The 20814-nt window shown below is 71.5% G+C and carries 17 protein-coding genes and 5 pseudogenes; 12 read left to right on the top strand and 10 right to left on the bottom strand.

Going from position 1 to position 20814, the window contains the following annotated elements:
* Positions 1–21 precede the first annotated feature (21 nt).
* Both FB457_RS29170 and FB457_RS29165 read left to right on the top strand, forming a co-directional pair.
* On the top strand, positions 22–876 hold the full coding sequence (locus FB457_RS29170; RefSeq protein ID WP_047016586.1) for a SigB/SigF/SigG family RNA polymerase sigma factor: 855 nt from the start codon (positions 22–24) through the stop codon (positions 874–876).
* Between the two features lie 187 nt (positions 877–1063).
* The gene (locus FB457_RS29165) at positions 1064–1375 is read left to right on the top strand and encodes a GlsB/YeaQ/YmgE family stress response membrane protein (RefSeq protein ID WP_145783768.1); all 312 of its coding nucleotides are present in this window, start codon (positions 1064–1066) and stop codon (positions 1373–1375) included.
* Between the two features lie 187 nt (positions 1376–1562).
* On the opposite strand, the gene FB457_RS29160 is transcribed toward FB457_RS29165, so the two are convergent.
* Entirely contained in the window at positions 1563–2477 is a 915-nt protein-coding gene (locus FB457_RS29160) for a LysR family transcriptional regulator (RefSeq protein WP_164492542.1), read from the bottom strand.
* 367 nt (positions 2478–2844) lie between these two features.
* On the opposite strand from FB457_RS29160, the gene FB457_RS29155 reads away from it, so the two are divergent.
* Entirely contained in the window at positions 2845–3117 is a 273-nt protein-coding gene (locus FB457_RS29155) for a hypothetical protein (RefSeq protein WP_047016588.1), read from the top strand.
* Between the two features lie 150 nt (positions 3118–3267).
* On the opposite strand, the gene FB457_RS29150 is transcribed toward FB457_RS29155, so the two are convergent.
* On the bottom strand, positions 3268–4533 hold the full coding sequence (locus tag FB457_RS29150; protein WP_145783767.1) for a cation:proton antiporter domain-containing protein: 1266 nt from the start codon (positions 4531–4533) through the stop codon (positions 3268–3270).
* Positions 4534–4967: 434 nt separating this feature from the next.
* Between FB457_RS29150 and nhaA the strand changes: the two genes are divergently transcribed.
* The gene (gene nhaA / locus FB457_RS29145) at positions 4968–6269 is read left to right on the top strand and encodes a Na+/H+ antiporter NhaA (RefSeq protein ID WP_047016589.1); all 1302 of its coding nucleotides are present in this window, start codon (positions 4968–4970) and stop codon (positions 6267–6269) included.
* A gap of 40 nt (positions 6270–6309) precedes the next feature.
* Here nhaA and FB457_RS29140 read toward each other — a convergent pair.
* A pseudogene (locus FB457_RS29140) lies at positions 6310–6733 on the bottom strand (transposase); the annotation flags it as partial.
* Between the two features lie 132 nt (positions 6734–6865).
* Here FB457_RS29140 and FB457_RS36520 point away from each other — a divergent pair.
* The 5 genes and pseudogenes from FB457_RS36520 to FB457_RS29115 form a co-directional block, all read left to right on the top strand.
* A pseudogene (locus tag FB457_RS36520) lies at positions 6866–7103 on the top strand (phosphorothioated DNA-binding restriction endonuclease); the annotation flags it as partial.
* Positions 7104–7476: 373 nt separating this feature from the next.
* Positions 7477–9753 carry a helicase-associated domain-containing protein gene (locus FB457_RS29130; protein ID WP_486589170.1) on the top strand — a complete coding sequence of 759 codons (2277 nt, stop codon included), beginning with the start codon at positions 7477–7479 and terminating at the stop codon, positions 9751–9753.
* A gap of 19 nt (positions 9754–9772) precedes the next feature.
* A pseudogene (locus tag FB457_RS36515) lies at positions 9773–9969 on the top strand (phosphorothioated DNA-binding restriction endonuclease); the annotation flags it as partial.
* A gap of 79 nt (positions 9970–10048) precedes the next feature.
* Entirely contained in the window at positions 10049–10327 is a 279-nt protein-coding gene (locus FB457_RS29120) for a CopG family transcriptional regulator (RefSeq protein ID WP_145783763.1), read from the top strand.
* Positions 10324–10749, top strand: coding sequence for a hypothetical protein (locus FB457_RS29115; RefSeq protein WP_047016592.1), 426 nt, complete (start codon positions 10324–10326; stop codon positions 10747–10749). The genes FB457_RS29120 and FB457_RS29115 overlap by 4 nt, the downstream gene beginning before the upstream one ends.
* A gap of 71 nt (positions 10750–10820) precedes the next feature.
* Here the strand turns inward: FB457_RS29115 and FB457_RS29110 are convergent.
* From FB457_RS29110 to FB457_RS29100, 3 genes and pseudogenes are all read right to left on the bottom strand, one after another.
* A pseudogene (locus tag FB457_RS29110) lies at positions 10821–11442 on the bottom strand (ATP-binding cassette domain-containing protein); the annotation flags it as partial.
* A gap of 31 nt (positions 11443–11473) precedes the next feature.
* Positions 11474–11968: pseudogene (locus FB457_RS29105) on the bottom strand (response regulator); the annotation flags it as partial.
* A gap of 139 nt (positions 11969–12107) precedes the next feature.
* Positions 12108–13454, bottom strand: a complete 1347-nt coding sequence (locus FB457_RS29100) for a cytochrome P450 (protein ID WP_145783761.1) — start codon at positions 13452–13454, stop codon at positions 12108–12110.
* 140 nt (positions 13455–13594) lie between these two features.
* Between FB457_RS29100 and FB457_RS29095 the strand changes: the two genes are divergently transcribed.
* Positions 13595–14467: an SAM-dependent methyltransferase gene (locus FB457_RS29095; RefSeq protein ID WP_145783759.1), complete on the top strand. Its 873-nt coding sequence runs from the start codon at positions 13595–13597 to the stop codon at positions 14465–14467.
* Positions 14468–14780: 313 nt separating this feature from the next.
* On the opposite strand, the gene FB457_RS29090 is transcribed toward FB457_RS29095, so the two are convergent.
* Positions 14781–15986 (bottom strand): serine/threonine-protein kinase, encoded by a 1206-nt coding sequence (locus tag FB457_RS29090; RefSeq protein ID WP_486589176.1) that lies wholly within the window; start codon positions 15984–15986, stop codon positions 14781–14783.
* Between the two features lie 169 nt (positions 15987–16155).
* Between FB457_RS29090 and FB457_RS29085 the strand changes: the two genes are divergently transcribed.
* Positions 16156–16548: a BlaI/MecI/CopY family transcriptional regulator gene (locus tag FB457_RS29085; protein ID WP_047016594.1), complete on the top strand. Its 393-nt coding sequence runs from the start codon at positions 16156–16158 to the stop codon at positions 16546–16548.
* The gene (locus tag FB457_RS29080) at positions 16545–17444 is read left to right on the top strand and encodes a M56 family metallopeptidase (protein WP_047016595.1); all 900 of its coding nucleotides are present in this window, start codon (positions 16545–16547) and stop codon (positions 17442–17444) included. Before FB457_RS29085 ends, FB457_RS29080 begins: the two co-directional genes overlap by 4 nt.
* Before the next feature lie 153 nt (positions 17445–17597).
* On the opposite strand, the gene FB457_RS29075 is transcribed toward FB457_RS29080, so the two are convergent.
* From FB457_RS29075 to FB457_RS29065, 3 genes are all read right to left on the bottom strand, one after another.
* Entirely contained in the window at positions 17598–19760 is a 2163-nt protein-coding gene (locus tag FB457_RS29075) for an MMPL family transporter (RefSeq protein ID WP_145783756.1), read from the bottom strand.
* A 201-nt stretch (positions 19761–19961) separates the two neighbouring features.
* Positions 19962–20435 (bottom strand): SRPBCC domain-containing protein, encoded by a 474-nt coding sequence (locus FB457_RS29070; RefSeq protein ID WP_145783755.1) that lies wholly within the window; start codon positions 20433–20435, stop codon positions 19962–19964.
* Positions 20432–20776: an ArsR/SmtB family transcription factor gene (locus FB457_RS29065; protein ID WP_486589169.1), complete on the bottom strand. Its 345-nt coding sequence runs from the start codon at positions 20774–20776 to the stop codon at positions 20432–20434. The genes FB457_RS29070 and FB457_RS29065 overlap by 4 nt, the downstream gene beginning before the upstream one ends.
* Positions 20777–20814: the final 38 nt, after the last annotated feature.

Genomic DNA, 20814 nt, shown 5'->3' with positions numbered 1-20814 from the left:
CCCCTACCGAAGGAACGTTCCATGCTGGACGCACGCACCAAGAGCACCCGGCGTACACACCCCCACGACGACGCCCCGGACACCGCTGCCCTCTTCCGCCGCATCGCCGCCTTGCCGGACGGCCCGGAGAAGACCGCGCTACGGCAGGACGCGGTGTGTGCCTGGATGCCCATGGCCACCCGGCTCGCCGGCCGGTTCCGCAACCGCGGCGAGTCCTTCGCAGACCTCGAACAGGTCGCCCGGCTCGGCCTGGTCAGGGCAGTCTCGCGCTATGACCCGATGGTGGGCACCGCGTTCGCGAGCTACGCGGTGCCCACCATCGTCGGCGAGGTGAAACGGCACTTCCGCGACCACATGTGGGCCGTCCACGTGCCCAGGCGCGCCAAAGAGCTGCGCCAGCAAGTCCACACCGCCAACCGCGAACTCGGCGACTCCCCCACCAGCGCAGGCCCCGCCGTGGCGGAGATCGCCGCGCACACCGGACTGAGCGAGCAGGAGGTGCGACGCGGGCAGGGCGCGCTGGATTGCTTCACCGCCCAGTCGCTGGACGCCACCCTCGACCCCTCAGAGGACGACTACCCGCTGGCCGCGACGCTGGGCCGGGACGATCCCGGCTTCGGCCGGGCCATCGACCGAGCGGCGCTGCGCCCGCTGGTGCAGGCACTGCCCGAGCAGGAGCGGCGCATCCTGTACCTGCGGTTCTTCTGCGACATGACACAACGCCGGATCGGCGACGAACTCGGGTTCTCCCAGATGCACATCTCCCGGCTGATCAGCGCCACCTGCGCACGCCTGCGTGATCAAGTGCTGGCCGACGCCGGCGCACCGCACCGCGTCATGGATCAGCGCGGGCGGCGTCCACATGGCGATCGGTGAGCGAGATGAGCCCATCCCCGATCGCCTGTTTCCCACAGCCCGCGGTTCGGCTTGGCTCACGGTGACCGAGTGTCTCCCTCGCGCCGGCGCCCGTGGACCAAGCGGGTACCCGGCGGCCCTGCTGCGTCGACCGGTCCGGACGACCGACCCCCGCAGAGTTCCATCCGCTCTCGCTCAGGAGTCAGCCATGGGCATCATCGCGTGGATCATCCTCGGTCTGCTGGCCGGGGTGATCGCCAGACTACTGATCCCCGGCAGGGACGGGCACGGACTGATCATCACCACCCTGACAGGGATTGCCGGCGCCCTGCTGGGCGGCTTCCTCGCCGCCGAGTTGTTCGACGTCGACGGCAACCAGGGGTTCTTCGACCTCACCACCTGGATCACCGCCGTCGCCGGCGCGGGCGTCCTGCTGCTCTCCTTCCGCATGGTCCAAGGGCGCGGCGTCGGGAGCCGACGTGCCGGAAGGCGCTCCGGCCGGCGCTCCGCCCGCCGCTGAACCGAGCCTTCATGAACGCCACCGTCCGGTCCCGGCGGGCCGCGCCCGTGCGCACCGCAGACATAGGTTCGCCGTGCGGCTCGCCGTGACCGGGGCAGGTGGCCCGGGCGCCGCGGCAGCACGTTCTGCTCCGCTCTGGCGGCCCCCTCGCGGGGCAGAACGGCCGCGGCGCCCGGCTCCCCGAGCGTCAGCGCGCAGTCTGATCGTTACGCGCCAGCCAGCCCAGCCGGGCGGACATGGTGCGTGCGCAGGCGACGATGGCTCGGACATGGTCGGAGTCGTCGCTCGCGCGCCACAGCACCGACCACGGGTAGTACGACGTGGGTTCGGTGAGCGGGCGCCAGAGGGTGCCGGGATAGGCGGAGATGCAGGAGGCCGGCACGCAGTACAGGCAGCGGCCCTGGGCGACCAGGTCGGCGGCCGCCCGGATGCTCTCGACCGTGCCCTCGTACACGGTCGGCGTGAAACCGGCTTCCCGGCACATCTCGACCGTGAACTGATTGAACTCCGGGGCCTGGACTTCTTCGGCAAGCAGCAGCGGCTCCTGGGCCAGCACCGCGACCGGTACGTCGGCCATTGAGGCAAACCGGTGGCCAGCGGGGATCATGACCCCCAGCGGGTCGTGGCGGAACAGCTGAGAGGCCACCTCGGGCGGGGCGAGCGCCGCCCGCCCGATACCCACGTCCAGCCGTCCGTCGACGAGCAGTTGGTACTGCTCGGGTACACCCGCCTCGACCTGATGGATCACCAGTTCCGGGAACCGGGCCTGCACCTCGTACAAGATCTGCGCCATCGAGTCGTAGCCGGCATCGATGATCCCCACCCGCAGCGCGGGAGACGCGCTCCCCGCGCCGCGCGCAACCGCGGCGGCCCGCTCCACATGAGCCAGGATCTGCCGTGCTTCCACCAGGAACGCCGCGCCGGCGGCGGTCAGCGCGACATGGTGCGTGCTCCGTTCCACCAGCCGCACCCCCACGGCGCGCTCCAGACGCTGCACCTGCTGGCTCAGCGCCGACTGCACGATGTGCTCGCGGGCCGCGGCCCGGCCGAAGTGCAACTCCTCGGACAGCGTCACGAAAAAGCGAAGCTGGCGCAGATCCACAGCCTGCCACCCCTCTACCCCCACCCCCTGAGCTTAGTTGCAGGCCCTCTTCCGCGGAATACACGAGCAGTTCGCCGCGGCGGAGGGCAGCCACTTCACGGACCGCTGCAGTAGCCGATGCCGCGGCATATTCCATGCGTCCGCCCGCACGGTGAGACCGGCCGCCGGCCGCTGATCCGTTCGCGCGTTCGGGCAGGCACCGCCTGCCGCTACCGACATGCCCCGCCCCGTCCGGGAGTACTGTTGTGGTACCGAGTGCGTCTCAGACGCAGCCATCCCTCCAGCGTCGCCCTCGGCGAACGACGAGGCCGTCGGCGCACCTTCCGTCAGGCCCCTAGGACCGATCAAGAGGACGGATGTGCGGCGCATGTACTCACAGGACGCGATCTCCGGCCGTCGTAGCGGCCGTTCAGCACCCACCGACGAGATGATCTGGGGACTGGCCTGTGTGATCTGCGGCACCGACTACCGTCACGCCCCGGCTGCGAACGCGCGTGTGGTCTCCCACCGCGACGACAAGCAGCTGCTGGCCTGCCAGGGTGTGTGCGCACGGATGGCAAGCGGGTCCGTCACGGGGGTGGACGAGACACCCGTCCCGCTGGCCGAGCGCATGCGCAGGTACGGGACCGACCGTTCCTGATCGGCATGCGGCGGGCATCGGACAGCCGCCCATCAGCCGCGCACGCAACCCTCTCAGCCCCTACCACCCAGACAATGCTTGACAGGTCACGGCTTTGAGCACATGAAAACGGTGGCGAGGTGGAGTCCGGCCAGGTAGGTCAGGGCATGTCTACGGGCACGTGCCGGGCTCGGCACGGCGGCTTCTTCGTTCCATACGGCTGATGGCCGGTGCCGCCATGACGCCGTGCAGTGCCACCGAGCCCACCACGGTGAAGGCCACCACGGCCCACAGTTCGCGCTCCAGCCCGCTGAACGGATTCTGACCCAGCGCATAGGACAGGTAGAACAGCGAGCCAATCCCGCGGATACCGAACGACGCTACGACAACGCGCTCCGGTCGCCCCATAGTGCTCTTCACCTGAGCCAGCCACCCGGTGAGAGGCCGGACGACCAGCAGCACCAGGACACCGACGACCACCCCCCTCATGGTCAGGGCAGACAAGGCGCCGGTGGCGAGGTAGCCGCCGAGCAGAAACAGCAGAAGCGCGGTGAGCAACCGCTCGATCTGCTCAGTGAACTCATGCAGAACCTTGTGGTAGCCGTGGCTGCGCTCTGCGGCACGGACAGCGCATGCGGTGACGAACACGGACAGGAATCCATAGCCGTGGAGCACCTCGGCGATCCCGTAGGACAAGAAGGTGGCCCCCAGCGCCACGAAGCCCTCCATGTGCTCGGACAGCCGCAGCACCGGCGTCTTCGCACGGAAGAACATCCACCCCAGCAACCAGCCGACGGCCGCACCCACGACCAGCCCGACGGCACACTTGCCCAGCACGTCTGCCAGAGCCCAACGTCCGATCCACTCCGTCGACCAACCGGCGCCCGCCGCCGCAGCGAGGGCGATGGCCGCATAGACGAACGGAAAGGCGAGGCCGTCGTTCAGCCCCGCCTCACTGGTGAGAGCGAACTGCGCCTCCTCCTCATGCTCGGTGCCCAGCGGCTCCCCCACCCGCACCTCCCCGGCCAGCACCGGATCGGTGGGCGCGAGCACAGCACCCAGCAGCAGGGCGACGGCGGGCGGCCAGTCCAGCAGACCCCAGGCCAGCACAGCGACGGCCGCCACAGTCAGCGGCATGGTGACGCCCAGCAACCGCCAGGTACTGGACCACCTCCGAAGGCCGAAGGGCCGGTCAATGGCGAGCCCTGCTCCCATCAGCGACACGATCACACACACCTCGGTGGTGTGCTCGACCCACAGGCGGTCCTGTACGGGGTCCACCGCCGGCACGGGCAGCGGCAGCAACTGGATGAGCACGCCTGCGACCAGGAAGATCATCGGCAGGGAGAACGGCCGCTTGGAAACAACCCGAGGCAGCACTGCCGCCGCGAGCGCCCCGAGACCCAGGCAGAGATACACCACATCCGAAAACGTCACCGCATACTCCTGCCCGCCGCGCGCATGGAGTCTCCCCAGCCACGCGTGTACCCACCGGCTCGCACCTGTCCTGGGACCCTCTGCCGCCGCCGATCACGTCGCGACCCGTTTCACGCGCCGTTCTGATCGAATTCGTGGTGCTCGAACGCTGCGAGCCCCCGCTCGGCCATACGCGTTACCGGCGGGTTCGTACGCGGGGAGCCGCCGCTTCCCGACGTCCGGGCGGCGCTGGGGTCGCAACGTGCAGCAGTCGCTCTGGCTGACCGGGCCCGGGTATCCACCGGCAGTCGAACTCCTCGATCGGTCACTCAGCGTGTTCGGGCATGTGGGATAAGGTGCTGGCAATGCGCCGGGGCGCAGGGTGTGCCGGGAAGTCTGGTCGGCGGTCCGAGGGCCTATGCGCCCGTGATCGGCTCCCTGGAGGTTACGCCGCTGTGGCCGACACGCCGCGTCGTTCTTTGTTCCTCGGTGTGCTGCCGTGGCCCGAGCGGCAGGCGGTCGCCCGGGCGCTTCGTACGGAGACGCTCGGTGGCCTGGTGCTGCTGGTCGCCGCGCTGGTGGCACTGGTGTGGGCCAACAGCCCACTCAGCCACGTTTACGAAGAGGTCCGCGGCTTCCACTTCGGTGTCTCCGAGCTGGGGCTGGACCTGTCGGTGCAGCACTGGACCGCGGACGGGCTGCTCGCGGTGTTCTTCCTCGTCGCCGGCATCGAGCTGAAGCGGGAGCTGGTCATCGGGGAACTGCGCACGCCCGCGACGGCGGCGCTGCCGGTCGTGGCGGCGCTGTGCGGCATGGCCGTGCCGGCCGCCGTCTACGTCACTGCAGCGGCCTTCCGGGGCGGCGACCTTGTCGGGTGGGCGGTGCCGATGGCCACCGACATCGCCTTCGCCCTGGCCGTCCTCGCGGTGATCAGCACGCATCTGCCGACCTCGCTACGGGCCTTCCTCCTGACGCTGGCGGTCGTCGACGACCTCGGGGCCATCCTCGTGATCGCCTTGTTCTACACGTCCGACCTCAACGTTCCCGCCCTGGCAGGAGCCGTGTCCGGACTCGCCGTCTTCTCCTTGCTGCAGAAGCTGCGGGTGACGGGCTGGTGGTGGTACGTGCCGCTGGGCGTGGTGATCTGGGCGCTGACGTACAACGGCGGAGTCCACGCCACCGTCGCCGGGGTGGCGATGGCGCTGCTCTTGCGCGCCTCACGCGACGAAGGGGAGAAGTCCTCGCCCGGCGAGCGCACCGAACACCTGCTGCATCCCTTCTCCGCCACCGTCGCCGTGCCGCTCTTCGCCCTCTTCGCCGCCGGGGTCGGCGTATCCCCCACCGCCCTGGGTGACGTCTTCACGCGGCCGGAGGCCCTGGGCGTGGTCCTGGGGCTGGTTCTGGGCAAGACCCTGGGGATCTTCGCCGGCACGTATCTCGCCGCCCGCTTCACCCGTGCACAGCTCAACCCGAACCTGGCCTGGGCCGACGTCCTGGCGCTCGCGGCGCTGGGCGGCATCGGGTTCACCGTCTCGCTGCTCATCGGCGATCTCGCCTTCTCCGGCTCCGCGCTGGGCGAGGAGGTCAAAGCGGCCGTCCTCGTGGGCTCCGTCCTCGCCGCACTGCTCGCCGTGGTGCTGTTGCGCCGTCGCAACCGTATCTACCGGCTCCTGTACGAGGAGGAGAACACCGATGCCGACCTCGATGGCATCCCGGACATCTACCAGCGCAACACCACCGACGACGCAGTCCCATAGCCGAGGAGAGAACTGCGCCTCCGGTACCGCAGGTCCTATGCCTGGCCATCGCCGGGACCTGGGACTTCGACAGCCGGGTCACGCCTACGGACTCGGCGGGTTTCCCGACGCGGCGGGGAGACGCCGAGCAAGTAGGCAGTGGCCACCACGCTGATCAGGGCCTGCTCGGCCCGGCGCCTCCCTGAAGCAGCCAGTGCGGGAAGTAGCTGCCCTGCCTCAGCTCGGGCACGGCCAACTCCACCGTGCCTGCGCGGGTGTCCCACTCCCGCGGGCGATAGCCGTTGCGCCGGTTGATCCGTTCATCGCTGACCTGCCCGTAATTCGGCACCGCAGAGAACATCGGCCTCCGCGGCCATCAGCGCGTCGGCGAACGTCTTGACCATCGCGCGCAGCAGATCCGGACTCGCCGCGGCGAGATGGTCTTCGGTCAGAGCGTGCAGGGGCACACAGTCAGGTGCGGTCATCGTGCTGATCCCCTTCGAGGCTTCGACACTTCGAAGATCAGCCGGTGGCCGTTCATCCATGCAGGCCCCACCCGACGCCGGAGCAACCCCGGATCAAGCCGGACCCGTGCACCACTTCCCAGGACGCAACCCAGCGCGGTGGAGGACGAGCTGAAGCGTCTCCCCGCCGAGTAGGTCCGCGTAACAGGACGACACCCGCCTCTTCGTTCCGCCATCGGATCAGCGATGGAGTGCGGGAGGCACACACCGATCGCGGGTCCTGGCAGCCCCGGCAGCGGGGTGCGGGAGCTGCGGGCGGCGGGGAGCCGCGGGACGACTCGCGCCAGAACTCCGGGCGGCGCTGCGGCTGGAGCCGTCATTCCTCGCGCGCCGCCCCGGTCTCAGTTCTGGTCTCGTTCATTTCTGACATAAGGCACATCACCGCGCGCCCTGGCGCTGCCAGGTCAAGCCACAGGGCATCTCCATCCCTCAGAAGGGGATTTCCGCCAGTCCAGGACGTGAACGTCCCCGCGATGCGCCATTCTGGGGCCTGTCCAGGAGCAGTTCCGGTTCGGAGTCCGACGGCGCTCGTCTTTGTGAGGTGTTCCATCAGCAAGCACAGCGGATCATCTCTGGCCACGTGGCTGAGTGGCCTGGAAGTCGACCGGCTCGAGCGGATCCTGGCGGTTCGTCCGGATACCGTCTCCCCGCCGGAACCACGGTCATTCGGGGAACTCGCGGACCGTCTTCAGCGCCCGGCGTCGGTGGCTCCGGTTCTGGCGGAGCTCGCGCTGCCGCACCTGCAGGTGGCCGAGGCGCTGGCGGCAATGGGCCCCGTTCCACGTGCCGCTCTGGCCGATCTGCTGGACGTGACCGGAACGGAGGGCGATCGCGAGCTGGACACGGCCCTGGAGACACTGGCTGATCGTGCACTCGTCTGGCCGGACGGAGAAGGGCTGCTGCACATGGCGGCGCCGTTACGGCAGGCGTGGGACTCGCCCCTGGGGCTGGACGCACCGCTTGCCCGGCTCCTTGCGGACACGACCTCCGAGGAACTGCGCCGCATACTGGCGGCCCTGGGCGTCCCGTCGCCGGGCACCACCAAGAAGCAGCGGCTGACCGCCCTGCTGGCACACCACAGTGATCCGGAGCGAGTAGCCGCGGTCGTCGCTTCGGCGCCTGCGGCCACCCGGCAACTGCTTGAGCGGCGAGCCCGCCACCAGGGCGGACAGCCGCAGCCCCAGGCGGAGTTCATCATGTTCGGGACCCCGCAGGCCGACTCCGAGCCGGGTGTGCGCTGGGCGCTGGAGCGGGGGTTGCTGGTCCAGGGCAGGTACTCCGGGTACGGGCCCGTGTGTATCCCGGCCGAGGTGGCGCTCGCCCTGCGCGGAGCCGACTGGCACGCGCCGTTCGAACCCGTCCCGCCCGTGGTGCGTACGGCGTCCGTCGCCCCGGCGGAGGTGGACCGGGAAGCGGCAGCCGCAGCTACGGCGTTCGCCGGCCATGCCGCCTCGGTTCTGGGGGCGTGCGCCGCGTCTCCGCCGACCCGGTTGAAGTCCGGTGGGGTCGGAGCACGTGAGCTGTCCCGGATAGGCAAGGCAGCACAGTGCGACGACATCGTCGTACGCCTCGTCCTGGAGACCGCGTACACCGCCGGACTGCTGGCCCGGGACGGCTACCGGGTCGCGGCGACGGAAGGCTACGACGCCTGGGCGGAGCAAGAGCCGGCGGAGCAGGTCACCGTGCTGTTCCAGGCGTGGCGGACGCTGCCGCTCACCCCGACCCAGACCCGGGACACGGACGGCAAGGCACTGCCCGCACTCGCCGGGGCACCACCCTGCAGCGGCTGTGTGCGAGCCCGGGACGGGCTGCTCACCGCCGCAGCAGGGCTCCCAGCAGACCAGGGAGTGAAGAGCCCTGAAGACTTGGGCCCCCTCGTTGCCTGGCATCGTCCGCTCGCCGATCAGCTCCCCCACGACGCCACGCCGTTCGCCTCCTTGGTTCGCGAAGCAGAACTACTCGGCGTCATCGCCCGCGGCACCCTGTCCCGCATCGGTGCCGCCCTGCAGGCCGGTGACGCCGAAGCACTCGCCCTGGCCAGCCGGCGGCTGCTGCCGACGGCCACCAGCACGGCCCGCTTCGGCGCCGACCTCACCGCCGTAGTCACGGGTACACCGTCGGCCCGCCTGGCTGCCCTGCTGGACACCGTCGCGGACCGGGAAGCCGTCGGCACGGCATCCGTGTGGCGGTTCAGCCCGGGCACTGTCCGCCGCGCCCTGGACACCGGCCGTACGGCCGACGCCATCGCCGCCGACCTGGCCGACGTCGCCGTCGGCGTCCTCCCCCAGCCGCTGTCCTACCTGATCCACGACACCGCGCGCACGCACGGCCGTGTGCGCGTCGCCCCGGCCGCCTGCGTGATCCACAGCGAAGAACCCACCCTCCTCGCCGAACTCGTCGCCCATAGAAGGCTCGGCGACCTCGGCCTGCGCCTGCTGGCACCGACCGTGCTGGTCAGCCGGACCCCGCTCGAAAAAACCCTGGCCGCACTGAGGGCCGTGGGCTACGCCCCCGTGGCCGAGAGGGCCGACGGGACCGTACGCCTCGAAAAGTCCCGGCGTCACCGTGCCACCACCGCGGCCCTGCCACCGCTCCCAGGCCGACGCCGACGGTCCGTGCCGACGGCACCTCGGGCGGCCACCACCGGCCCCAGCGCCCTGGCCGCCAGGCTACGGTCCGCCTCCCCGACGCCCCCGGCTCCCGACCCGTCCGGCACCGAGGCCCCCTACGGCACGGACACCGAGGAGATCGTCGCCGGGCATGCGAAGAACCTGACGTACAGCGATGTCCGCCAGCTCGCCCACGCCGTCGACACCGGCACGGCCATCACGGTCGAGTACGTCGCCGCCTCGGGCAACCGGACCATACGTACACTCAGCGAGCTCGATCTCGACCCGCCCCACCTCTATGCCTGGTGCCATCTGCGCGACGACGAACGGGTCTTCACCCTCTCCCGCATCCACGGCGTCATGCCCGGGTAGCCCGCCGCGACGCTGCGAGGCCGAAACCGGACGGCTCTCGGCCGCGCGCAGGCAACGGGGCCGGCGGATCCGGGAGAGGGAGGTGGTCCTGACGGCCTACGGGTACCAGCGCGCTTTCTGCGGTACGACGGCAGCATCGGCGCGGTGCCGGCGGGACTGGAAGCCGCTCAGGTGCGCTGGTGGGCGCTCGACGGACCGGGCGATATCGACAACGGCCGTGCCCGCCTGATCGCTCTTCTGCTGGTCACGGGAAGTCACTGGTAAGCAGCGCGACACCATGAGTATGGTCTCTTGTATGGCAACGAAGAAGGTAACGGTGACGATTCCCGAGGACCTCCTGGAGGAGATCCGCGCGGAGGCGGCGGAGCGGGGCCTGTCGGCGTACGTCGCCGAGGCACTGCGCTTCCAGCGCGACCGGGACCGGCTGCGGGAGCTGTCCGACTGGCTGCAGGAGGAGCATGGTCCGCTCACCGAGGATGAGCGCGCGGCAGCGTTCGCAGAACTGGAGGAGCTCGACGCCGAGCACGAGCGCCGCCGGGCCGTCGGAACGCGCAGCGACGGAGAGGCCGCGTGAGGAAGCAGGCCGGTGAACGAGGGCAACGGCCACTGCGCGTCTTCGTACTCGACTGCGAAGCCCTGTCCCTGGCTGTGCGCGGCGACCGGAAGATGATCGCGTGGCTCGACCTCGCGGCCGGAGGGGAAGCCGAGGTGGTGACGTCTCCGATGACGCTGGTCGAGGCGTACGACGGTAGAACCACCGAGCAGCGCTGGGACTGGGTGCTCTCCCGAATCAAGGCCGCGGACATCGGCAAGGACGAGGCACGTCAGGCACGCCGCCTGCTCGCTGACGTCAAGCTGCACGGCCACAAGTACGCGATTGACGCGGTGCTCGCCGTCATTGCGCGCCAGCAGAAGGGGCAGGTCACCGTCTTCACCTCGGACGTGGACGACCTGGAGAAGCTGGTTCCGGAGCCGGTCGTCGTCAAGAAGGTATGACTCCGGCACTCTGGTCTCAGTTTTGGTCTCTTCACCGACGTACAGCACCGTTCAGAATCCCCGCCCGAACCGACGCCGGGGCCGAGGAGCAGCTTCTGCAGCCGGTGGGCCTGTGGGGTGCGTACCGACACCCGGCGTCCGGACAGGGTGCCGGTGAAATCCTCGGTCGGCAGGTCGGCAGGTCGGCAGGTCGGCAGGTCGGCCAGCAGCCGGCCGCGGCCGATGACGATGACGTGCTCGGCGATCTCGGCCATCTTCCGCATCAGATGCGAGGAGACGAAGACGGTGCGGCCTTCTCCGGCAAGCAGGTTCAGCAGGTCACGGATCCACAGGATGCCCTCCGGGTGCAGTCCGTTGACCGGCTCGTCGAGCACGACCGTCGCCGGATCGCCGAGCAGCGCCGCGGCGATGCCCAGGCGCTGGGACATGCCGAGGGAGAAGCCGCCTGCCCGGCGACGGGCCACGTCGGTCAGCCCGGCCAGGTCCAGCACCTGAGAGACACGTCGCCTGCCGATGCCGTTGGTGGCCGCCAGCGCGTGCAGGTGGTCGAACGCCGACCGGCCCGGGTGCCAGGCCCCGGCTTCCAGCAGCGCCCCGATCTCCCGCAGCGGCGCCGGGTGCTCGCCGGGGGCGCGTCCGCCTACCCGCACGGTGCCGGCGGTCGGGGCCGGCCAGGCCGAGGATGACGCGCATGGTGGTGGACTTCCCGGAGCCGTTGGGGGCCGACCGCGGACTCGGCCAGGAAGAGCCGCCCGGCGATCTCGTCGTTGCTCAGCCCCGTGGCCACCAGCGCGACGATCTCCCGCTCCCGCTGGGTCAGCACCTTCAGCAACTCGGGGACCGCACCGTCCGTACGGTCGGGCCGGGCCAGGAACCGGGTGATCAGGCTGCGGGTCGCCGTGGGCGACAGCAGCGCGTCACCGCGTGCCACCAGCCGGATCGCGTCGGCGAGTTCACGCGGCCCGGCGCCCTTGCCCAGAAAGCCGCCGGCGCCGGCGCGCAGCGCCCGCAGCACGTACTCGTCCACTTCGAAGGTGGTCAGCACCAGCACCCGGACCCCGGCGAGATCGCCGTCCGCGACGATCTGCCGGGTGGCCTCAAGACCGTCCAGCTCCGGCATCCGGATGTCCTTCACCACCACGTCGGGGCGGGTGCTGTGGGCCAGTTCCACGGCATCGACGCCGTTCGCCGCCTCACCGACCACCTCAAGGTCGTCGGCCGGCCGGCGGCGGCTCCCGGGGTTCGCCGGACACGCTCCACTCCACCCGCAGCCCGGCCGCCTCGCGTCGGCCACCAGCCGCTCCAGATCCGCCGTGCTCACGGCGCACGCGGGGGCTGCCCCTCGGGGCACGGGCGGGTTACCGGGGGGTGAGGTTCATGCGGATGTCCTCGGCGGCCCACAGGACGAAGCGTTCGACCGGCGTGACCGTCTGATCTGGCGCCATCTGGAACCGGAACCGCTTCAGCAGCATCGCCAGGACGAGTTTGGCCTCGACCATCGCGAGGACGGAGCCTTCACAACTGCGGGGTCCGAGCCCGAACGGGATGTACGCGAACCGGTGCCGCTGGGCCGACGCCTCCGGTGTGAAGCGGTCCGGGTCGAACACCTCCGGGTCGGGCCAGTGCTCGGGGTTCATGTGCACGGCCCAGAAGGGGTAGAAGATGGTCGTGCCCGCGGGAACGGTGTACTCGCCGAGCGTGAGGTCCTCGGTGGCCTCCCGGGCGCCGTACGGTCCCGGCGGGTACAGCCGCATGGCCTCCCGGAGCACCGTGTCCAGGTACGAAAGCGGCCTGAGGTCGCCGTAGTCGGGTGCGGTCCGGTCACCGAGAACCCGGTCGACCTCCTCGGTGGCCCGCCCGGCCACCTCCGGGTGCCGGGCCAGCAGGTAGAGCGTCCAGGAGATGGCGACCCCGGTGGTGTGGTGGGCGGCCAACATGGTCGTCAGCACCGTGTCGCGTATCCGCGCCGGCGACTCGCCCGCTCTGACCAGAGCCGCGACCAGGTCGCTCCGGTCGGCGTGCTCGGTGGTGCCGCGTTCGCGGTGCGCGGTGAGCACCTCGTCGACGGTCGCGCGCAGGTAGGCCAAAGCCTCTTCGGAGCGTACGCGGCGCTCCTCCTCCGTGCCGCCCACCTCCATCTGGTACAGCCGCGCCAGGTAGTCGGTGAGCACGTCCTCGAACGCCGACACGACCCGCCCGGCGGCCTCCTCGGACTGCAGGCCGTTGCCCAGCGCGTATTCACAGATCATCCGCAGCGACAGCTCGCTGAGGTCCTTCTGCAGCTCCACCGGGCCCCGCGCGGCGTTCTCCGCCCACCGGTCTGCCATCGACGTCGTGAGCGCGGCGAACTGCGCGAAGTGCGCTTCGTGCGAGGGCCGTCCGGCCAGCACGGAGAGCATCACCCGCCGCCACGGCACGTGTTCGTCTGCCGGGAGCGTCTGCACATTGCCCGACTCCTGGAGAGGCTCCAGGAACTCGAACAGCTTCTCCGGCCGCTTGTTGATCTCCGCGGTGGCCTCCAGCAGCACCGGATCGGCGACCGACACCGCCACGTCCGCCCCCGGTAAGGGGAAGCGCACCACCGGACCGAACTCCGCGTGCAGCTTGAGCTGATAGTTGTGCAGCCCTCCCGCCGCCACGATCGCCTTGACGCCGTCACCGCCCGCGGGCGGGCCGGGAATCCTGTCGATGCCGCCGTCCGGCATGGCACTCCCTCCTCGGGTCACGTCCCGGCAACGTTGTCGGGCTGAAACCGGCTCCGGCCGGGCGACTTCGCCGGCCGGTCGCTACGCTCGCATGGTTCCACGGATTCTGCAGCACGGCAGGGGCATGGCGGGAGAGATCGATGCACAAGTCGTCGCCGAACGGGAGAGGACGCGAGGAGGAGAACCCCCTCCAGCTCCGGACCCCGGCCGTCCCCCGCATCTACGACTACTTCCTCGGCGGCAAGGACAACTTCGCCCACGACCGGGCGGTCATGGAGGAAGTCCGGCGGCACGTTCCCGACGCACCCCTCATGGCCCGGGAGAACCGCGCGTTCCTGCGGCGCGCGGTACGGTACCTGGCCGGTTCCGGGATCCGGCAGTTCATCGACATCGGCTCGGGTATGCCGGTCGAGGGCGGCGGGCACCAGAACCTGCACGAGATCGCCCAGGAGGTCGCCCCGGACTCGTGCGTGGCGTACGTCGACATCGACCCGGTCGTCGTCAGCCACGGACGGGCGTTACTCGGCAGATCGCCCCTGGTGGCCGTCTCCCACGGCGACGCCCGGCACCCCGAGGACATCCTGGCCGATCCCGATCTGCGTGAGGTCATCGACCTCGACCGGCCGGTAGCCGTGATCATGCTGGCCATGCTGCACTTCATCGACGACGAGGCGGACCCACCGGGGATCGTGGCGCGACTGCGCGCGGCGATGGCACCCGGCAGCCATCTGGTCATCTCGCACTCGACCTCCGAGTTCGACACCGACGGCCGGGTCCAGAGGGCCGCCGACGTCTACAAGAAGGCCCGGTCTCCGCTCACACTCCGCAGCTACGCGGAGATCAGGCGGCTGTTCGACGGCTTCGACCTGCTCGACCCGGGCCTGACCACCGTGTCGCTGTGGCGCCCCGAGCCGGCACCCGTCTCGCCGTGGTCCGCCGCACCGGACACGACCGCACCGTCCGGTGCCGAACGCCAGTGGGTCTGCGCAGGAGTCGGACGAAAGACCGACTGACGGCGGCCGACGCGGCGAGTTCAGGATCGGTGAAGTCCCGGCCGGCCGCTGTACAGATCGCCCCGTGAACTGCGCAGATGGAAGGTTCTCGCCCTCACGAGTTCGGATCTCGTAGTGTCCGTGGGGGCGACGGATCCGGCCGCGGGGCCGCCGGCCCGGGCGCGGGGTGCTCAGCGGCTTGTCGTGGTCTGTGCGGTGCCCGTCCGGTTCCCGTCGTCGCGCGCCGGAGCGTCGTCAGCCGGCGCAGCAGCTCGTCCACCGTCATGGCCGCCACTGTGCCACGGGCCGCCGGCAGCGGTTCCCGTGTACGCCGCTACGCGAGCAGCACCGCGTTCCACACCGCCCAGATCGCGGCCAGCGGGAAGAAGACGGGGAAGAAGAGCCCGCCCACGATCCGGAAGGACGGTCTGCCCGGACCGGTCCACCGGTAGAACATCACGGCCAGACCGAAGAACAGCGCGACCACGGCGGCGGTGACCGCACTGATGGGATAGGCGCCCTCCCAGCCTCCCTCGGTGCTGAACATGTAGCAGCCGAACGCGATGAGGCCGATCCCGGCCAGCAGGAACCAGCTCCCCGTGATCACACGCCCGACCCGCGCGGTGCCGGCCGGCGGCGCGGCCGCCGGGGCGGGTGGCACGACCGGTGCGGCGCTCGCGCGCGGGGGCGCGGGTGCCGGCGCCGTGACCGTAGGGGTACGGGCACGGAGCACGGCCAGGGTGCTGTCCACGGTCGGGCGGTCCTCGGGCTTCTTGGCCAGGAGGGCGGTGATGAGTGAGGCGAGGACGGGGTCCGCGTGCTGCATCGGCGGGGGCTCGTGGAGGGCCACGGCGGCGAGGGTGGCCGTGGGGGTCTCCCTGCGGAACGGGGAGACACCCTCGATGGCCTCGTACAAGGTGACTCCGAGGGAGAACAGGTCGCCGGCAGCCTGGTCCTGAAGGCCGTTGAGGCGTTCGGGGGCCATGTACTCGACGGAGCCGATGACCCCGCCCGTGGTGGTGAGGCGGGTGTCGGTCTCGTGGACGGCGATGCCGAAGTCGGTGAGGAGGATCTGGTCGTCGCCGGTGAGCATCACGTTCGCGGGCTTCAGGTCACGATGGACGATCCCGGCCGCGTGGGCCGCCTTCAGGGCCTTGAGCAGGGCGGTGGCCGTCTCGGCCACGAGCGGCGCGGGCAACCGCCCGTCCGCGCGCAGCCGCTCCTCCAGCGACTGCCCGTCGACCAGGCGCATCACGATCCAGGGTGCGCCGTCCTCGACGACCACGTCGTGGACGGCGACGATATGCGGGTGGTCGCGCAGGCGGGCCGCGTTGCGGGCCTCGCGGGCCGCGCGTACCACCCGATCATGGTGCTCCGCGTCCGAGCCCGCCTGGTGCGGCAGCCACACCTCCTTCACCGCGACGTGGACACCGAGCGCCTCGTCGTGTGCCTTCCACACCCGCCCGAACCCGCCGACGCCGAGCTGCCCGACAAGCCGGTAGCGCCCGCCGATGATCCGCTCCGGCTGCGTCTCCTCCACCAACGTCCCCCCGATCCATGACCAGTTCACCGCCCGTGAGGGGCCGCGGCAGAGCGTACTCAGTCACCCGCCGGGACGCTACGCGGGAAGGCGTCGCGCGGGTTCCGGGGGTTGTTCTACGTGGGGTAGAGTGCGGTGCCACCGCGGTCGCGTCGGAGGGAGCGGGCACGTGCGGCGTTCTGGCGAGTTGGAACGCGCGGTCATGGACGTCCTCTGGGACGCCGGTCGCCCCCGCACCGCCAAGGACGTGCTCGACGCGCTGCCGGACCGCGCGCTGGCGTACACGACGGTGATCACGGTCCTGGACCGGCTGGCGCAGAAGGGGACCGCCCGGCGCGAGCGCATCGGCCGGTCCTGGCACTACACTCCGGCGGCCAGCAGGGAGTCCTACGTCACCAGCCTGATGATGGACGTCCTCGCCCAGGCCGGGGACCGCGACGCCGTTCTGGCGCACTTCGCCCGCTCCGTGTCCGGCCCGGAGGCGGACGTCCTGCGCGACGCGCTGGCCCGCGAAGCGGATGAGCACCACGGGTCCGACGACAAGGGCAAGCGCCGCCGATGAGCCATCTGCTGCACTTCGCCGTCATGCTGGCCTGCTGCCTGGCGGCCGTGCGGCCGCTGGCCCGGGCCCGCTGGGTGACGCGGATGCCGCGCACCGCGCTCCTCACCTGGCAGGCCCTCGGCCTCACGCTGGAACTGTCCCTGCTCGGGCTGGTCTTCGCCGCCGTGTTCGCGCCCGCCAACCAGGGGCTGGTGCCCGGCCTGCTGGACCTCGCGCGCGCAGGCGGCGCCCCCGCGGGGCCGCTCGCCCCGGCGGCCCTGGCGCTCGGCGCCGCGTATCTCGCCGCCCGCGGCTGGAGCCTGGCGCTGGTCTGCCGGGACCTCGCCCGGCACCGGCGCCGCCACCGCGACCTGCTGACGCTCGTGGCCCGCTCGCGGGCGGCGCTGCCCGGTGTCGAAGTGCTCGACCATCCCGTCCCCGCCGCGTACTGCCTGCCCGGGCGGCCCGGGCTCGTCGTGCTCAGCACCGGCGCCCTGCGCCTCCTCGGCCCGCGGCACCTCGCCGCCGTCGTCGCCCACGAACGCGCCCACCTGCGCCAGCGCCACGATCTCGTCCTCCTTCCGCTGCTGGCCTGGCGGCGGCTGCTGCCGCGCAGTGCGCTGCTGCTCGCATCCGTGGCGGCGGTCCGGCTGTTGCTGGAGATGTGCGCGGACGACGCCTGCTGCCGCCGCCTGCCGCGCCGCGACCTGACGGACGCCCTGGCCCGGTTCACCGCCGCGGGCGGCACCGTCCCGCCCCCCGCCGGCGGCTTCGCCGCCGCGGACACCGCCGTCACCGCCCGGACCGCCAGGCTGCTGGTGCCGCGGCGGGCCACGGCTCTCGCCCGTACGGCGGTGCTGGTCGTCGCCGCCGCGGCGCTGTCCACTCCGGTGAGCCTGTTCGCCCTCCCGCTGTGATCACGGCCAAGGCCCGACGGCCCGACGCGCGGCTTCCCCGCGGAGGGCGGACCACCGTGGTGACCAAGCCCTCCGTACGTCCCGGGCGGACGGCGGCGGCGCCCGGCCCGGGAGGTGCGTTCCACGCCCGCGTTCGGAGGTGTGGCGGTGCGCCTACGTCCGGGTCGGCTCGCCGCTCCGGGCGCCGGCTTCCGGCCGCGGTCCGGCCGCCGGGACGCCGGGGTACCGGGCCGTGCGCGGCCAGGCGCGGTCGCCGAGGCACGTGAGCAGCGCGGGGGTGACGACCAGGACGGCCGCCGCGGCGACCAGCACGCCGCCGGCGAGGCCGAGTCCGAACTGCTTCATGATGCGGTCGGGAGAGAGCGCGAAACTGGCGAAGACCGCCGCCATGATCAGCGCCGCGGCCAGCACCACGCGGCGTGAGTCCCGCAGGCCCTCGGCCACGGCGTCGCCCGCCTCCGCCCCGCGCAGGCGGGCTTCGCGGATCCGGGCGAGGACGAACACCTGGTAGTCCATGCCGAGTCCGAAGAGCAGCGCCATCAGCGTCATCGGCAGGTAGCTCTCCACCGGCCCGGTGGCGCCGGTGGAGAGCACGCCGGACGCCCAGCCCCACTGGAAGACCGCGACCAGCAGCCCGTAGGAGACCCCCAGGGACAGCAGGGTGAGGACCACCGCCTGCACGGACACGACCGGCGAGCGGAACATCAGCCCGAGCACCAGCGCGGAGATGACGACGACGGCCAGGACGAAGACGGCCAGCCGGTCGGCCATCCGGTCGGTGAGGTCCTGGAACGTGGCGGTCACCCCGCCCACGTACAGGCGCACCGGGGTACCGGCCGCGGCCTCCGGCAGTGCCGTCTCCCGCAGTTCGCGTACGAGCCGGGGTGTGGCCTCGTCCTGCGCGTCGGTGCGCGGGACGACGGTGACGACCTGGGCCCGGCCGTCCGGGCTGGTGGCCGGCGGGCCGACGTGGGCGACGCCGGGGGCGCGGCGCAGCCGCTCGACCAGCCCGGCGGTGTCATCGGGAGAGGCACCGCGCAGGTCGGCCACCACCATCAGCGGCGCGGTGGCGCCGGGACCGAACGCCTCCTGCTTCAGCTCGTGGGCCCGGCGGGTGGTGTCCGAGGCGGGGGCGTTGCCGGCGTCGGCGGAGCCCAGCCGCATCGCGGCCAGCGGCGCGCAGAGGGCCAGCAGCAGCGCGGTGGCGCCGACGACCACCGCGAGGGGCCGGCCGCGCAGGAGCTTCTCGTACGCACCGGGGGCCCGTTCGTACGCACCGGCCCCCCGCGCCCCGGCACCCCGGCGCTCCAGCCGCCCGCGCGGCGTCAGCCACCGGTCGGCGATGCCCAGCAGAGCCGGCACCAGGGTGAGCGCCAGGCCGAGGGTCGCGGCGACACCGACGATGCACGACACGGCCAGCCCGTACACGAAGGGCACCCCCATGAAGAACATCCCGCCCAGCGACACGATCACCGTCGTGCCGGCGAAGAGCACCGCCGCCCCGGACGTGCCCGCGGCCAGCGCCACCGCCCGGTCGGGCTCGTGTCCTTCGCGGCGGGCACCGCGGTAGCGGGCGGCGATGAACAGCGCGTAGTCCACGGCGACTCCGAGGACGATCATCACGGCCACCGACATGCTGAAGTCCGGCACGTTCATGGCCTTGCTCAGCAGCATGACCAGCCCCATGGCGGTCAACAGCCCGGTCAGTGCGGCCAGGACGGGCAGCCCCGCCATCGCCAGCGACCCGAACGCGGCGAGCAGGATCACCAGCGCGGCCGCGAGGCCGACGCTCTCGCTCAGCCCGGTGCTCGGCTTCGGGGCGAACATGGTGCCGGACAACTCGACGTGCAGGCCGTCACCGGACATGCCGGTCAGCCGCTGCCTGATCTTCTCGGCGGCCTCGTCGGGCACCTCGGTGCGGCCGACGGTGAAGACGATGCGCGCCGTCGCGGTGGTGCCGTCGTCGCTGACGAGCCCGCCGCGGGCGGCGTCGTCGAAGGGGACGACCTCGGCCACCACGGGGTCGGCGGTACGCGCCGCCGCGAGCACGTCCCGCGCCCGCTCCCGTACGCCGGGAGCGTCGAGGCCGGCGTCGGCGTGCAGCACGATGTCGCCGGTGCCCGCGGACTGTTCGGGGAAGTGCCGCTCCAGCACGTCGTACGCGCGCTGGGAGCCGGTGCCGGGCAGGTCGTACGCGGAGTCGAAGTCCGTGCCGGCCATGCCGCCGGCCGACGCGAGGGCCAGCGCGGCCAGCAGCCAGCCGAGGAGGGTGGTCCAGCGCCGGCGGTGGCAGGCGCGGGCGATGCGGACGAGCATGAGACGGGCCTTCCGTACCTGACTTTACTCTACGCTTTGTAGAGCAACTGTGGGCGGCACCGTAGCAGCACTCCAGGCACTTGCTCTACGCAAGGTAGAACAACCGGCGTCCGTCCGGCGGCGAAACGAGGCCCCGCAGCGGCGTGCCGCTGCGGGGCCTCGTCGTCGGCGCCCGGGGGTTCTCCGGGGTTGCCGGGGCTGTCAGTTGAAGAGCGCGGCGTAGCGGTCCAGGTACAGGGGCCAGCCCTCGCCTGCGCCCACACCGTCCGCGACGGACGGCCAACCGGGGCCGTGGCGGTCGATGTTGCGGTGCTCCAGTTCCACGCGGGTGCGGTCCGGCGTCTCCGCGATGAAGCGGACCTCCACCTCGCTGGTGTTCTCCGGGTCGGTCTCCAGCGTCCAGGTGGGGCCGATGTCCCAGCTGAACACCACCCGCTCCGGCGGCTCGTACGCCAGCACCCGGGCCCAGCGGCACTCGCTGCCGTCCTCGGCGCGGTCGTAGATGTGGCCCCCGACCCGCCGCTCGAAGACAGTGTCGGCGATGGGGGCGCCGAGGAGGTTGTGCTCCCGCGGCTTGAAGTCGCCGAAGCGCTCGGTGAAGACGGCGAACGCCTTCTCCAGGGGTGCCGCCACGACGGTCTGCCGCCGCACCACAGGGGTTGCTGCCTCAGTCATGCCTTCTCCTCGCCGTGTGCTTCCTTGCCGTTGTCGTGGTCTTCCGCGGCTTCCCGGTACCCGGCCAGGGCCCGGCTCCAGAACGTCTCAAGCTGGTCCCGGAGCGCGGCCACCCCCGCCGGGTTGAGCCGGTAGATCCGTCTCGTGCCCGCGGTGCGCTCGGTGACCAGTCCCGCGTTCTTGAGCACCTTCAGGTGCTGGGAGACCGCCGGCCTGCTGATCGGCAGTTCGTCGGCCAGTTCCCCGACCGCGCGCTCCCGCTCGGCCAGGCAGGTCATGATGGCCCGCCTGGTGGGGTCGCCCACCGCGTTCCACCCGTCGTCCGTTTCGTAAGTAGCCACGAACCGTAAGTGTAGACTTACATGCCCCGTCGCGCAAC

This window comes from Streptomyces sp. CNZ287, from assembly GCF_007827615.1.
This window is presented reverse-complemented; position numbering and strand designations above follow the sequence as displayed.